The sequence below is a fragment of the Pontibacter actiniarum genome (assembly GCF_003585765.1).
Lineage (GTDB): Bacteria > Bacteroidota > Bacteroidia > Cytophagales > Hymenobacteraceae > Pontibacter > Pontibacter actiniarum.
Genome location: NZ_CP021235.1, coordinates 2,246,429 through 2,260,598 on the forward strand (window position 1 = coordinate 2,246,429; position 14,170 = coordinate 2,260,598).

17 protein-coding genes are annotated in these 14,170 nt (G+C 44.2%); 3 read left to right on the forward strand and 14 right to left on the reverse strand.

The window, feature by feature from the left end; translation table 11 throughout:
* Positions 1 to 64: 64 nt before the first annotated feature.
* The 11 genes from CA264_RS09680 to CA264_RS09730 all read right to left on the reverse strand — a co-directional run bounded on the left by CA264_RS09680 (position 65) and on the right by CA264_RS09730 (position 7,523).
* A complete protein-coding gene (locus CA264_RS09680; protein WP_025606703.1) occupies positions 65 to 460 on the reverse strand; it encodes a hypothetical protein in 396 nt (131 codons plus the stop codon).
* Between the two features lie 82 nt (positions 461 to 542).
* Positions 543 to 1,052 carry a hypothetical protein gene (locus CA264_RS09685; RefSeq protein WP_157593675.1) on the reverse strand — a complete coding sequence of 170 codons (510 nt, stop codon included), beginning with the start codon at positions 1,050 to 1,052 and terminating at the stop codon, positions 543 to 545.
* Positions 1,053 to 1,077: 25 nt separating this feature from the next.
* On the reverse strand, positions 1,078 to 1,515 hold the full coding sequence (locus CA264_RS09690; protein WP_036776006.1) for an SMI1/KNR4 family protein: 438 nt from the start codon (positions 1,513 to 1,515) through the stop codon (positions 1,078 to 1,080).
* Between the two features lie 117 nt (positions 1,516 to 1,632).
* Complete coding sequence (locus CA264_RS09695; RefSeq protein ID WP_162912068.1) at positions 1,633 to 2,229, reverse strand: FEKKY domain-containing protein; 597 nt, start codon at positions 2,227 to 2,229, stop codon at positions 1,633 to 1,635.
* Positions 2,230 to 2,331: 102 nt separating this feature from the next.
* Positions 2,332 to 2,724: a hypothetical protein gene (locus CA264_RS21840; RefSeq protein WP_157593676.1), complete on the reverse strand. Its 393-nt coding sequence runs from the start codon at positions 2,722 to 2,724 to the stop codon at positions 2,332 to 2,334.
* Positions 2,725 to 2,802: 78 nt separating this feature from the next.
* Positions 2,803 to 3,243, reverse strand: coding sequence for a hypothetical protein (locus tag CA264_RS09705; RefSeq protein WP_025606713.1), 441 nt, complete (start codon positions 3,241 to 3,243; stop codon positions 2,803 to 2,805).
* A 62-nt stretch (positions 3,244 to 3,305) separates the two neighbouring features.
* Entirely contained in the window at positions 3,306 to 4,133 is an 828-nt protein-coding gene (locus CA264_RS09710) for a hypothetical protein (RefSeq protein WP_025606715.1), read from the reverse strand.
* Positions 4,134 to 4,190: 57 nt separating this feature from the next.
* On the reverse strand, positions 4,191 to 4,928 hold the full coding sequence (locus tag CA264_RS09715) for a hypothetical protein (protein WP_025606716.1): 738 nt from the start codon (positions 4,926 to 4,928) through the stop codon (positions 4,191 to 4,193).
* Between the two features lie 75 nt (positions 4,929 to 5,003).
* The gene (locus CA264_RS09720; protein WP_025606718.1) at positions 5,004 to 5,393 is read right to left on the reverse strand and encodes a hypothetical protein; all 390 of its coding nucleotides are present in this window, start codon (positions 5,391 to 5,393) and stop codon (positions 5,004 to 5,006) included.
* Positions 5,394 to 5,528: 135 nt separating this feature from the next.
* Positions 5,529 to 5,906 (reverse strand): hypothetical protein, encoded by a 378-nt coding sequence (locus CA264_RS09725; protein ID WP_025606720.1) that lies wholly within the window; start codon positions 5,904 to 5,906, stop codon positions 5,529 to 5,531.
* A 162-nt stretch (positions 5,907 to 6,068) separates the two neighbouring features.
* Positions 6,069 to 7,523, reverse strand: coding sequence for a tyrosine-type recombinase/integrase (locus tag CA264_RS09730; RefSeq protein WP_025606722.1), 1,455 nt, complete (start codon positions 7,521 to 7,523; stop codon positions 6,069 to 6,071).
* 105 nt (positions 7,524 to 7,628) lie between these two features.
* On the opposite strand from CA264_RS09730, the gene CA264_RS09735 reads away from it, so the two are divergent.
* Entirely contained in the window at positions 7,629 to 7,883 is a 255-nt protein-coding gene (locus CA264_RS09735) for a hypothetical protein (protein WP_051364398.1), read from the forward strand.
* A 457-nt stretch (positions 7,884 to 8,340) separates the two neighbouring features.
* Here the strand turns inward: CA264_RS09735 and CA264_RS09740 are convergent, their stop codons facing one another.
* The 3 genes from CA264_RS09740 to CA264_RS09755 all read right to left on the reverse strand — a co-directional run bounded on the left by CA264_RS09740 (position 8,341) and on the right by CA264_RS09755 (position 11,465).
* Positions 8,341 to 9,408, reverse strand: coding sequence for an SDR family oxidoreductase (locus tag CA264_RS09740; protein ID WP_025606724.1), 1,068 nt, complete (start codon positions 9,406 to 9,408; stop codon positions 8,341 to 8,343).
* 604 nt (positions 9,409 to 10,012) lie between these two features.
* Positions 10,013 to 10,654, reverse strand: a complete 642-nt coding sequence (locus CA264_RS09750; RefSeq protein WP_025606726.1) for a PAS domain-containing protein — start codon at positions 10,652 to 10,654, stop codon at positions 10,013 to 10,015.
* Positions 10,655 to 10,664: 10 nt separating this feature from the next.
* Positions 10,665 to 11,465, reverse strand: a complete 801-nt coding sequence (locus CA264_RS09755) for an alpha/beta fold hydrolase (RefSeq protein ID WP_025606727.1) — start codon at positions 11,463 to 11,465, stop codon at positions 10,665 to 10,667.
* Between the two features lie 1,521 nt (positions 11,466 to 12,986).
* Here CA264_RS09755 and CA264_RS09760 point away from each other — a divergent pair.
* Positions 12,987 to 13,556 carry a Crp/Fnr family transcriptional regulator gene (locus CA264_RS09760; RefSeq protein WP_025606729.1) on the forward strand — a complete coding sequence of 190 codons (570 nt, stop codon included), beginning with the start codon at positions 12,987 to 12,989 and terminating at the stop codon, positions 13,554 to 13,556.
* 62 nt (positions 13,557 to 13,618) lie between these two features.
* Positions 13,619 to 14,164 (forward strand): heme-binding protein, encoded by a 546-nt coding sequence (locus CA264_RS09765; RefSeq protein ID WP_025606731.1) that lies wholly within the window; start codon positions 13,619 to 13,621, stop codon positions 14,162 to 14,164.
* Positions 14,165 to 14,170: the final 6 nt, after the last annotated feature.

Sequence of the window (14,170 nt, forward strand, 5' to 3'; positions counted from 1 at the left end):
GGGCTATAAGGTGGCGTAGCTAACTTATAGATTTTGTTGGGAGATGTAATTCTTATATCAACTTCTAATCTTTAAATCTCCACAATCTACGAACCCCATCTTCATTGGAAAGCACTAAAGAATCTTTGTCTGCTTTTATTACTTTCATTTTTAAAAAGGGAATATTATCATCAAGATATATCAAAGTATCATTTCTTAATTTGTACTCCAAGTACTCAAATGTGTCTACAAACAAAATTGAGTCGTCTTCGATACGAAAACTCGCATTCTCAGATTCTCCTGAAGTCCATATTCCTTTTATATCTTCTTTAGTAAATGAAGATTGTGAACCTGATTGCAGTGATTCAACTGCTGGAGAAGATGTGTTACCTTGATGTTGCACAACAGGTTCTTTCTCGGTTTCTTTTACACTACAGCTTATCAGAAGCAACACAAAGAAGATGGTGTATATTTTCTTCATTTCTTAATTCTTATACCTCCCAACGGCTCTGCTATAAGGTGGCGAAGCTAACTTATAGGTTTTGTTATGTGCTGGCTGTTTTTCAATTGAGATTTTTTATTGTGTCAATTTTTAGTTTCTCAAGATTTAAATCCAGTTTATTCCTTTTTACCTTCTCTTTTAATAATTCAAGTCTTTCGATAATTATGGTTATAAAATATTCTTGCCGTTCAATCTCACTATGTCTGAAAAAATTTTCTTGGTCAAGAATAACAGGAATCGCAATTGATTTCTCTTTTCGACTGTAGCTTCCTATTTCTTTTAAAGCTTCACGCAAACTTGATGCTGGATTAACGTAAAATTGAATTAGAATAAGCTCGAAGTCTTTTCCATATACCTGCCATTTTAGTGGTTTAAGTCTCTCATTTAATCCATTCTCCCCCCATACAAAATTTTTCACTAACTTTTCGTGGCTTTCACTTGATGGAAGACTCACATAAAAACCAAAAATCTTATTATCCGCAATCGTTGTCACTTTATATTTTAAATTCTTTTGCTTGCACATAACGGCTCGTACATGAGGTGAGCAAGGCGTAGCCGCAGCTTTGCTCATGTGCTTTGTTAGCGGCTACAGTTCTTTATTTTTCTGTTTCGCTAAACCACTCTTGCCCATTTTCAAGACGCTGCAAGAAATCAGTGAAGGAATCTCCAATATATATGTGATACTCTTCGCTTAGGTCGATAAATGGAGTTAGCACTACCCGAAACTCTTCTTCGTCTTTTTTTTCTAAAGCTATTAACTCACCAGCTCCATTAGAACCTATTCCAATAGTATTTGGAAGGTTTTCAAGTATAAGATACTCTTCATTCTGCTGCTTTAACTCGTTCAAGTCCCATAGCCTCACATACTCTTCGCCAACTGAATCTTCGAAGCCTTGATAGTTGATAAGGAAACCTTTATAATCTTCGGGCAAAGTAAAACCTACTCCACTCTCTAATTCTTTAATGGCTTCATTGGAAGCTTCTTTCCGCTTAGGGACTTTATATTTAGCGAGTATAGCTTCTATATGGGGCATAAGATAGTCTTGTTAAAGCTTTTATTTTATACTTCCTGTTACCGCTAACGTTAATTGTGCAGCCGAAGCCCGAAGCGTAGCAAGGGTTAAGGCTGCACTTTGTTAGGCTACGATATTTTATTTTTCATCCTTTAAGAATATAACATCTGGTCGAACTTCTTTTCGCCATTTATCACCATACTTCTTGTCCAGATAATTAAAGATAACTTTGTTATATTCTTCTATACATTCATATGCTGGTGGAGTATCTCCGAAGTCTAAGTACTGTACTTTATACTTTCTCTCAAACCTATACTGATTCTTATGAACTACAGGTGCAATACTTCCAACTAAGAGTAACTTTGGTTCACCACTTACTATATCAGCTTCGGCTACTCTCCTGTCATAGGAACAATCAGCTTCAAGAGTAATGTGGAGACCTGTTAATGGTTCTGACACCACGCTTAATGCTGTATCAGTTTCACTATAACCAAAGTAATGGGTAATCAGGTGGTATTTCCCTTCTGGAACACCATCAAATCGGAAATAACCCAAGCTATCTGTAACAGTACCAAACCCCTTATGCTTTAAGGAAACATACACATCAGCCAATGGCTTTTTATTCACTCCCGATACAACTATACCTTCTATATAAGCCTTAGTTCGATTCTCTGTTTGACAGAATGAGTCAAGGTAGGTTGTGAGAAGGAGTAGTATCAGGAAAACTGTTTTCATAATTTTATTGAAGCCTAACGGCCCCGTGCATGAAGCGTGCAAGGCCTTCGGCCGCAGCATGGCTTATGCACCTTGTTAGCAGTATTACTTCTTTTACTTATGTTATTCAAAAAATAAAAGCCAGATGGCACCACAAATCAAAGGAACAAATCCAAGTATCATTTGTAGTAACCATTCATAAAATGTTTGCTCTACGGATTCTTTGTTTCTCATAAACTTCATCCAGAAATACATATGCCTATCAAGTCTTCTTTGCACTATCTTGTCAAATACTTTATATAAAATCATAAAGACTAATGGACCAATATAGAATGGGGTGTGGGATTTTTCGATAGGAGGAAGATTTTCGCTATAGTTCGCTACAGACCAACCAAAAATTGAGATTGCTATTATAAGGCAACAAGTATATACTAAATTATTTCTTAAATATTTATGAATCGGTGGCACTAAAAAAGTTGGTATCCATACGAAAAATAAAGCTAGATAAAGCATCATTGATTTTCTGTATTACTGCTAACGGCTAGGCTAAACGGCGGGCGAGGCCGTCGGCCGAAGGCTGTGGTTTAGGTGTTGTTAGCGGTTGAAGTTTTTATTTCTTTCTCTGTTAGCTACATTGTAGAAATGCCAAACAACACTACTGTCTCCGTCTACATAAATCCTCATCTTACCCCCGCTCTTTTTCACCACTTCCAGAAATGAAGCATAGGTCAGGGATTTATATAAGTTTTTAAAGACAATAGTGTCAATGTCTTCGTAGTACACATAACTTACTTTCGTTTTACTATTGTCGCGTTTGTCTATCCAGTAAGAAGCTAATCTTTTATCAGAAATAAAGTTTCCGCTTGTTTCGGTATCCAATTGTGAGTTGAACAAAATTATTTTCTCATCTTCTCCAAGTATGCCTAGACTTTGAACATAGGCTATCTCGTCTTTTGATAGGTCCGCACCTTCTTTGCTACCCAATCCACAAGAGGAGAGAATCACTAAGAAAAGTAGATGAATAATTCTCTTCATTTAATATTTATCTGTTACCGCTAACGGATAGTGCAGACGAAGTGCAAGGCGAAGCTGAAGCATTAAGACTGCACAGTGTTACCACTTGTTTTTATTTTTTCGATTCTCTCCGGGTATTTTCCAGTTTCTACAAATTGAAGCCATTCAGCTCCCTCAAAAACGACATTACCACTACTAATTTTCACCTTTTCCCAATTGGCTACTATTCGGAGAAGAGCCTTCCATACTTCTGCTGATTTCTCATCCTTAAGTTCAAGCGTGATTCTTAGCTTACAATTTTCATCTGTTATACACTTGAAGAAAACTCCTTCCTGCGACTGCTTGACTCTTCCAGTTGATTGTATATAATAACCTGAGTAGTCTGGGTAAGGCAGTTCATCTACTCCTTTTGCTGTTCCACTGTAATAGCGGAAGGATACACTATACCCTCTTTTCCTTAGCTCATCAATCCAGTAATCTGGTGTAGGAACTTCTTTATGTGGCGCTTCGATGAACACCTCACTATCACTCGTCCAAGGCTGGGTATATCCTTCTATAGACTTTGGTTCACTTACTTCAAGCGATGAGCAAACTATCTCAAAAGTATAAGGCGTATCGAACTTTAGCCCGAATCCTTCCTCTATTAAATCTATCCCTTCTATACACCATTCACGGCTTGGGCTGAAAGCATGGCTACTGCTATAAGTCCATTTGCTAACATTGAATGGGTGAATATCATACTCGATTAGCTTTTGATATTCGCCAGCTACATAGGTACCTTCTACTTGGTATCCGATCGTTATCTTCAGAGCAATATTTGGCTCTCCTTCAATCGTAGAGACATAACCATCCTCAAACCAATTGTTTTGGTCAAGCCATTCTTCCAGTTTCTCTCTACTTTCTATTATCATTTAAATGTGTGGTAACGGACTTGGCTTTGCGGTGGCGCAGCTACCGTAAAGGTGTTGTTAGCTTTTGTTTTGCTTTACTATCTTATGTAAATGGGAAACATTCCTGATTTCAGCGACTGTAGCCTTTCTCAGGTTCATCGGCTCCAAACTGCCTAATTCCCCCCAAACGATATTTACAGGATTCAGGTGAGTATGCTCATTTTCATTCCCCACGTAAGGCACCTTGAAAACGCTGTCAAACTTCCATTGCCCCTGAACTCTGCTCTTGATTACTTCACCCACGTATGCCACTAGATTGTCGTACAGTTCAGGCCGAGCCACATCCCGCCCCAACTTCTCTACCTTAGACGACACCAAACCCAGGCTATCATAGGATTTGTCTAAATCAAGAATGTCTATGTTTAGTCTATGTGACAGCTCTTGAATGAGCAGTTCAACGTTGTCAATCAGCTCATTTTTATACTTCGAGTAATATCGCCAATGCTCAGTTGAGCTGCTTCGGCCCTGAGCATAGTCCTCTTTCACCTCTTTGGACCAACTGGCGAACCGATTCATGAACTCACGCTTCCAGATGTCCCCTTTACCACCCTCTCTCTTTATACTAGGGTCCCGAACCACCAGAAAGTTACCATCATTGAGCTCATACACCAAGTCCTGTTCAAAGATGCTTCCATCAGGCCTTCTTTCGCAGAACGCCTCCATCAGCTCAGGAATAAGCTTTCCCTGCTTCCTAAGTATTTCCTGTACTTGAGCCTTCGAGAGTTTCTTATCATGAAGAAGGTTTTTGTTCTTCATGAGTTAAATGCAAGCTAACGTGTTCGTGTAGCAGAGCCGAAGCGTCAGCAAGGCTTACTGCTACACCTTGTTGGGCTATCGTGATTCTTTCAAATACTCTTCTACTACAGCATTAAACTCACCTACTGAAAAGCCAGGGGTGCCATTGACTCTATCCTCCTTTTTGCAATTCTTATTCAAGTAACTTCGCAATTCTAAATTTTCCTTCTGAATACTTAACTTCTTGGGCAAACCATTTTTCCATTTCTTCAATGTATCTGTGGTTTTCAGCTTACCCTCATTTATTTCTACTAATCCACAGGCTTTAGCTGCTTCTACACTTTCTGAAAACTCCTGATAGGTTAGAATGGCATGATTTACATAGTCAAAATAGCCAATAATATCCAGCAAACACGCTCCTTCTTCACCCTTTTCTGAGCGAAATACAGATTGGATTACAATGGAGTGAGTGTCGCTAAACTCCATTCTTCATTAATTATGCATGCAGCCCAACGTCTCGTATAAAAACAGTGCGAGCTGGGGAGCTTGATTGTCCGCAGGACAATCAGGCGCTGCAAGCGAGCACGAAGCTTCGATTCGAGACTGGTTTAGGCATTGTTCTTATATATTGTTGGCAGCCGTATTTTTCAGCCTTTTCTTCGTATCAATCGCTGCTTTATTAACAACCTGCCAATCGTTTGTTTTTATAAAGTCGGTTATATATGGCAGGTTATTCAATGTTTTATCATTTATGTGATTTAATATTTTATCAAAGTCTGAAAGAATTTTTCTTTCCCTCTCGTCAAATGCCAATTTAAAAGAGTCCGATTCGGGATAATAAAAATCTTCCCATTGGTTAAACAACTCTGAAGATACTTGAGCAATCGGCACGTTCTCCTGATACGCCAATTGTTCTTCTTTGGAAATCCACAGATCAAGGACATCTAAAAGATTTTTCCTTAATGTATTTGCCATTTCATTTTCGCTTATGTCCGTCATAGTTTATATGGCTGCCAACTACTGTATATACGACAACATACGCTTATCTGCACTATGTACGTAATAGCCGAACCCTCTTTTAGCACCTTTTTGCTGGCTGGGTCTGGTAGGAGTCGGTAATGCATGCATAGGAGTATATCTTTTAGCTAATGTAACAGTTTGCTAGAGATTATCCAATGGGCTGACGATTTTATCCAAGGCATGGGTGGTGATGTGGGTGTAGACCTCTGTTGTCTTGCTGCTCCTGTGGCCCAGCAGCACCTGAATGTAGCGCAGATCCGTTCCCTGCTCCAGCAGGTGCGTGGCAAACGAGTGACGCAGCGTGTGGGGCGTGGCGGGCGCCTTCACCCCGGCCTTCTCCTTGCTGGCCCGGAAGACGTTGCGGATGCTTTCCACGGTGTACTGCCCGCCCGTCTGCCCCTCAAAGAGCCAGACCTTCGGCCTGTAAGCCTTATAGTAGGCCCTGAGGTTCTCCAGCAGCCTCTGTGAAAGCAGCGTGGTGCGGTCTTTCTTGCCCTTGCCGCCCCGTATGAGCAGCAGGTTGCGCTCCGACTGCACATCCGTGAGCCTCAGGTTAATTACTTCGCCAATACGCAGCCCTCCTGCATACAAAAGTTGCAGCAGGCAGCGGTGCTTCAAGTTATCAGTGGCCGATAAAATCTTGAGCACATCCTGCTTGCTCAGCACCTGGGGCAGGCGTTCGGGCTTCTCAGGCCGCTCTACCTGGTTTAACTGTACTTCATGGCGCGATAGCACGCGCTGGTAGTAGAACTTCACCGCGTTGATGGATTGGTTTATAAACGAAACTGAATAGGTGCCTGCCTGCACCATGCTCCGATGGTAATGGTTGATCTGTTCTTCTGAGAAAGCATTGATGCTTCCCAGCCCCTTAGCTTTATGCACATTCAGAAACCGCAGCAGCAGGCTGTGGTAGGTGCGAAGGGTGCTGGGTGAGTAGTTAAGCAGAAACAGCTTCTCCAGGTACGGCAGCGGGCAAGGGATGTAGCCACTGTCCTTGAGGTAGCTTTGTTCCCAGAGCCTTGCCTGCAGAGACATGTCCTGCACCCGCATGGTTTGCGCCAGCCACAGTTGGGCTACGCGTTCGAGTTCTGTGAGAAGTGTGTGCATACTGCTGCCCTCTCCGCTTATGACAAAGCACTGCACCTCCGGCAGCCACTTAGCTACCTTGCTTTGCTTCAGGCTGATATAGATCTCTTTGCTGTATCGGTAGCTGAGCTGCACATACTGCTTGCCCTGGTGCTCCAGGAGCTGAAGGCGCACCACGGGTTTTACAGGCACTTTCCCCAATGGTTCGGCCATGGCTTTGTCCTGCTGCAAAACCACTGCTCCCAGTGCCGGTCGCAGCCGCCTGGGTTTAAACAAATAGCTGGTGTCCACTCTGGCCAACCCCTGAAAGTGCTGGTGCGCCATTTCGATGGCCTGGCCCGTGTGGTGCATGACAAAGCATTTGTAGGTCTTGCTGTAGCGAATCCACGTAGCTTCTTTAAGTCGTTTGGAGATAAACGGGTTCGGCTTGTGCCAGATGCGGATAAACCTTTTGCCCTCTTGTTCCAGGGGATTGAGGAAAATAACGGGCAGTAAGTTTGCGTAAGACATGACTATAGAGACTGTTAAGCCCGTAAAAGTAAAACCTTTAAAGGCCTTAGCCGCGTTAATACGCGAGTATACACGGATATACGCGCTTATTAACACAGCTAAGGTATGAGCCAGTCTAGAAAATGTGTCCAGTGCGATGCAGCCATCGTGGGCAGAAGCGATAAGCGCTACTGCTCCGATTCCTGCCGCCACCTAGCCAACAACGCGGTCAAGCAGCAAAACCGGCACGAGCGCAGGATTCTCCAGGTCAACGCCGCATTAAGAAAGAACCGCAGCATCTTGAAGCAGCTCAGCCCGCAGGGAAAAACCACCATTCCCCGCCAGTACCTGGAGCTGGCGGCTTTGACTTCCGCTACCTAACCCAGGTGTACCGCACCCGGAAAGGAAACACCTATCACCTCTGCTACGATTATGGTTACCTGCTGCTGCCCGAGGAGAAAGTGCTGATCGTGAACTGGCAGCCTTATATGGACGAGCGCAGTTAAAGGAGCGCTGTATTGGGGAAACATACTTGCTTTTTCTACAGCATAAATGATTCTAAAACTGCCTGGTCGCTGTGGATAAGGTTTGATAGTTCCATCCTACGGGCTACTACAGTAAAAAAGCCGCTCCACATAAAATAGAGCGACTTTTTGATTCGATATAATTTGAAATATCTTCTTTGGTTTTGTTTGAATCATGAAGGTTTTGACTCTCTTCGTGCTTTGCTACAACATTGAAGCTAAAAATTTTCTCCTATTTCACATCTTTGAAACAGGAGAAAGTTTCCCCACCTCTCTGCTGCATGCTGATACCAGTGTTTTGTAATAAAAAAATCTCAGGGGATTAACCGATCTTTGCGCAGTTGCGTGAATAGGTCGAAGAACGACTCTTCAGTGTTTTGGTAAACCAGGAACCCTAACTTGCGGCTCTTGGACATGTCGGTCATCACCTCAATAGGTCGTCCCAAATCCAAGTCGGTGTGCCAAGGCGAGGCAAGGCGGCTCAGGTCCGGCTCCACCAGGCTGTGCCGCTCGGCAATCCCGCGCCACAAAGTGTCGTCCTGCGCCATTTCGTCTTCAAGAAGATGAATGGTGCCATCAAAGCCTACCGGTTCAACACCAAACCAACTGGCCAGGCGCTTCCACAGCCACTTCCATCGGAAGTATTCCCCGTTCACCACATTGAAGGCTTCGTTTTGCGCGGCCTCCGTAGTGGCTGCCCACATCAGGTGCTTAGCCAGTACGCGCACGTCGGTTACATCCGACAGTCCGTTCCACTGCGCCTCAGAGCCGGGAAACCTGAAAGGGCGGTTCGTTTCCTTGCAAATGGAGGCGTAGACGGCCAGGGTAGTGCCCAGGTTCATCTGGTTGCCTACTGCCTTTCCGATAACCGTGTGCGGCCGGTGAATGCTCCAGGTAAAGCCACCCCGCTCAGCAGCGGCGTATACTTCATCCTCCTGAGCATAGTAAAAGTTCTCTATATCCAGCCGGGGCTGCTCCTCGCGCAGGGGCGTTTCGGGCAGAAAGCCCTCTTTGGCATAGGCCTCGAAAGGCCCCAGGTAATGCTTCAGCCCGGTCACCAGCGCCACGTGCTGCACCGATTGCTTCGGAGCCAAGGAATCCAGCAGGTTACGGACCATGGCCGCGTTCACCCTTATGTTTTCCGCCTCCGTTTCCATGCGCATCCAGCTGGTGAAAAACACGTGCGTGGGGGCAACATCGGCAAGGGCGGCCGACAGGCTCTCCGGGCGGAGCAGATCTGCGGCAACCGGCTGCAAGCCCTCCAAGCTAACGTTCGGGTTACGGGCCAAGCCGTAGGTGGTCCACCCCTGCTTGATCAGTTCTTCCGCGAGGTTGCTTCCCGTGATCCCGCTCACTCCCACCACTAAAGCTATTCTATTCATACTAGGTTACTGGTTATACTTTCATGTAAAGTCTATAGGTACGAATTTTAGCTTCCATAGGCTGACAGCAAAAAATCCGACTTACCCTTTCTTAATAGGCATCTACGGATCTTGTTCCAAGGTTATTGCCTGCTGAAAATCCCCTCCCGTGATTCAGGCCCTAAATCTTCAAGACATCGTTAATAGGGTTCCGACTTGTAGAGAATCTTCACCGGGTAGTTGTCTATCACCACTCGCTTAATCAGCTGGTGCCGCTCCAAGCCCTTGAGCTACTTGGCCAGAACCTTTGGGGAGATACGTATACCTGATAAACAGACAAAGCCAGTGAAAGAACAGGGAGGTAACCTATCTCATAACACCACCTCTTCCGGGACAAAAGAACAGTGGCGTAACTAGTGTTGTAATGGATTGACAATGCTTCGCAGCTGAACATAGTCGGCGCTATAGAACAACAAAGGCTCCCCGTGATGAGGAGCCTTTGTTTATTTGTAGCCTTTAAGCTCAGTTATGCTAAAGAGAAGGACTTTCTAAACAGGGCAATGTTTGCAAAGGATAGTGGAATACTGATGAATGAGCAGATGGAGTGTTTTCTACAGAAAACCCGCTAAGGGTTAAAATTTGTTTTGTTTACAATTGACCTAATTTGATTGTCCAGTTTGGAAGCGCTCTGCTGCAGCATGGTAACCAACCGATGAGCCTCATGGTCTTTATGAATCGTTCTTTCCAATATAGCAACAAGGCCCAGAATGTTGGCCAACGGAGCCCGGACCAGATGAGACTGATCGAAGGATACTTCTCGTAAAACTTTAGATTTAAGTTTATTGTCCTCTTCTGCCTTGTTTCTTTTTAGTAGAAGCTCTTTTTCATACTTCTGCCGATCTTCTACTTTAAAGATAGTTGCATGGATGATTTCCCCTTCCCCCGCTTTACCGTCGACTGCTACTCCGTTAAACAAACAAGAGAAAGCGCCGTTTGAGGTCTGAATATTTAGATTAATCTCCTTTACTTCCTGGTGCATTTTCAGGATAGGCTGCACGAAAAGCTCATAATACATGACGCCTGCTTTATCCAAGAAATCCGTCATCTTTTTATCCGCTATTTCTTCCTCACTGACTCCAAGCCACTTTAACAAAGTTTGATTTGTATAGATGATGTGACCGTTCATCTTAATGGTTAACAGGCCACAGGGAGCAGTATCATATAAGAACTTGAAATCTATGAAATCGTTTTTGGGCTCTTGTTCCATGAAAGTGTTATTACTCAAAATTGATATAGGCACTAATAGCTGCAATCACTTCTTCCGGAGCACTCAGGTGGGGACAGTGACCAGTAGCTTTCAAGATCTTCAGAGTGTTACCTTTCGCTTTCTTCTCCAAGTAATACCCTACTGCTAAAGGAGCTAGAATATCCTCAGAACATTGCAGGGTAAGGCTCTCAGTTTGAAGTTTCTCCAAATCGGCTCGATTATCAGACAGGAAAGTCACACGGGCAAATTCCTTCGCAATATCCGGATCAGTGGCGCAAAAATTTGCCACCAGTTCTTCTCCTAGTTCTGGTCTGTCCGAATTCCCCATAACCTGCGGCGCCAGAAAGCTTGACCAGCCCAGGTAATTACTGTCCATCAGTTCTAACAGATTGCCTAAATCTTCTCTATCCAAACCTCCTATATACTCCCCATCGTTTATATAACATGGAGAAGGAGAAATAAAAATCAACTTACTAAAATAAGAAGGTTGTGCTATTGCCGCTTTCACTCCTATCATAGTACTTACAGAATGCCCTATATAAAGCGCGTCTTTAATATTCAGTGCTTCTAAAATTTCCAGAACATCTTTTGCGTAGCCATCTAAGGAACTATACCTTTCAGAGTCGTAAGCACTCAAATCAGATTGTCCTGACCCTACAAAATCAAAAAGGATCAGTTTGAACTTTGTCCTATACACGGCAGCTAAATGCCGCCACACATTTTGGCTGCATCCAAATCCATGGGCAAATATAATTGCTCTATCTCCTTGGCCGATTGTGCGGACATTGTTTCGCTTGAAAACGTCTGTCATGCCATAATAAGGTTAAAAATGGCAGTCAGGCGCGCCAGGGTGTTTTGGATTTTGCACATGTGTTGCGGCGGTAGCCTGGAAGCTCCTTTTTTCATAAAACAGTCTCAGTCCGCTTTTGTTGAGCGGCTGAGCATCATATCACAAATGTAATACGAAACATCACACATTGCAATTTTTCAGGATAACATCCAGATTAAGAAGATAAAGGTTACCGCTAAAGCTTTTTCTACAAGTTCTCTCAGAGGTCCATAAAGAGAGTAAGTTGTTACATTTGCCTTTCTGGAAGAGTTGGGCATCAATAAGGGCGTTGCAATCACGTTGGGTAAGCTCTCTGGTGCATTGCTCTGCCCCTGGAGAAGCTAACTCCACTCTTTAGCAGGGACAAGCACGCGCTCCTCTGACTTGTTCTGATATACCTTGACAAAGATTTATTCTAGCAACCACAAATAGTACAATGCAAGCAGGAACGGCAGCCGCATATTTTGATAAATAGGCGGCTTTTTGTTTCAAGAGTATCAAAAAAGATTTTAGCCCTTGTTACTCCTTCCCTTTACATTTGCATTGGTTGCTTTACCTGTAGCACTCTTTACCTTTCTAATCCCTGAATCACATCTTATCGTTTCTCACTTATGATCATTATTGACCTAAATAAGAGCAAGTAATATTGATGATAAGTTCAATTATTGATAGCACCAGATTTTAACCAGTTTCAGTTTTATAACTCCTGGTGTTTTCTCCTCTCGATGCGTGCTGGCTCGTGAGAAGGGGTGGCCTCAGGAATACTACGCTCAGTGCTTTTCAGGCTTTGCTACCGTACAACTTCTATTTCTATGCTACGGAGGAGTCCTTACCGACAGGTTAACGGCAAGTAAGTTATTACCAGTTTACCTCATCCCTATGATACTGTTTTGTTTTGTTTCGCTGGCGGAAATTCCGGGCAGAGTTACAGCTCTTCTGTTCCTGCTTCTCATTGGATTATCGGCCGGTTTAGTCAGCATTGTCAGTTCCGCAGTTATAGCAGAAACAGATGGAACAAACCGGGTGGGCCAGGCACGCTCCCTTTCTAGATGATCAGGGTATTTAGCACGGCCCTTGCTCCCGTATCCATAGGTCTCCTGCTGTACGAGGGAGCAACTGGGAGTCAGAAAGGGTCTGCCTGAGCAGCTTTACCACGCCTCGTTACATTGAACAGCTTCAAGGCCGCTGAACAGGTAATGAGTTCTCGAAAGGAAAGTTAAAAGCCTTTAGGTAAAACTGAAGTTTTTTATGTTTCTTACAGACTATACTATTAGTAAGTCAACAGCTAATGGCGGGCTAGGCGTATTATTTCCCCTGACGGTATCGCACTACATTTTTACTCTCTCCAGCACATACAGACTACAGGCAAAGCAAATTGCTAGTCTGCGGCGCCAGAAATTTTAAACATTTAGGCGCTCCCAAAGTTTCAATACAAGCAAATATGGCCTTCAGTACGTTTAACAGCTGGTATAAGCATCACAAAAGTATAGGACTTCTCTTAGCATGTACAGCCTTTTAGAAGCATTTCTGACAAGCAGAACAGACATAGCCGGGGACTGCCTAAAGGAAGTATGTTCCAACTTTGAGCCGCTGAGAGCCAAGCGAAACGAGATTTTACTTCCCTATGGCACTGTTTGCCAGCACTATTATTTTGTGAACAAAGGCTGCATCCGGCTTTTCACTATCAATAAGGATGGGGTGGAGACGACAAGGTTCTTTGCCTTTGAAGGCGGGTTTGGTACTGCCCTACCCAGTTTTATCGAGCAGAAACCCGCCTTTGAGTACATGCAAGCCATCGAAAAATCTGAACTCCTCAGAATTGCCAGAGAGGACTTCTTTCACTTGGTGGAAACAATACCGCCCTTTGCTTTCATATACAGGCAGATTTTAGAACAAGGCTTCATCACCGCCCAAAAGCGAATCTATGGCTTTCAGGGATTTGATGCCTTAGAGAAAGTAAAATGGGTTATTGAGCATCAACCTGACTTTCTTTTGCGGGTGTCCAACAAAATGGCAGCCTCCTACATCGGCCTCTCCCCTTCTACCTTAAGCAGAGTTAAAGCCCGGCTGTAGAAACGTTGACTTAAGGCAATGCTTTGTGTTTGAAGCACTGGTAGTTTTGTAAAAAACGAACCATGCTTTACAAACTGCAGTTGCTCCTCATCCTTTTTATCCCCATGCTCGCTTTGGCCCAGAACACCAGGCCAGATAGCTCTAAACGGAAAAAAAGCTCCAATCAAGTGCAGTCGAAGTATACGGCTGTAGCGCATCAGCTCACATTGGAAGCAGCCATAGAACTAACAAGTAGGGCACGGGCTGCTGCCTCCTCTTTGGATAAGGACGTCAGCATCGCCATACTGGATGGCTCTGGTCAACTGGTTATGCTGACAAAGGGGAATGGCGTGGGACCGCACAACACCGAAGCCGCCAGAAGAAAGGCTTACACGGCGCTCTCCACCAAAACCCCTACCCTCATGTTGGCCCGCAGTGCCAGAGCCAATGCCGACACTCAGAACTTGGCCAACCTTCCGGAGCTGTTGCTGCTTGGCGGCGGATACCCCATCTGGCATAACGGTCAGGTGATAGGAGGTATCGTCGTAGCTGGCGGCGGCGGACCTGAAAACGACCATACCATCGCTAAAGCCGCATCCACAGCAGCAACAGCACTACTTATACCTTAACTCTAA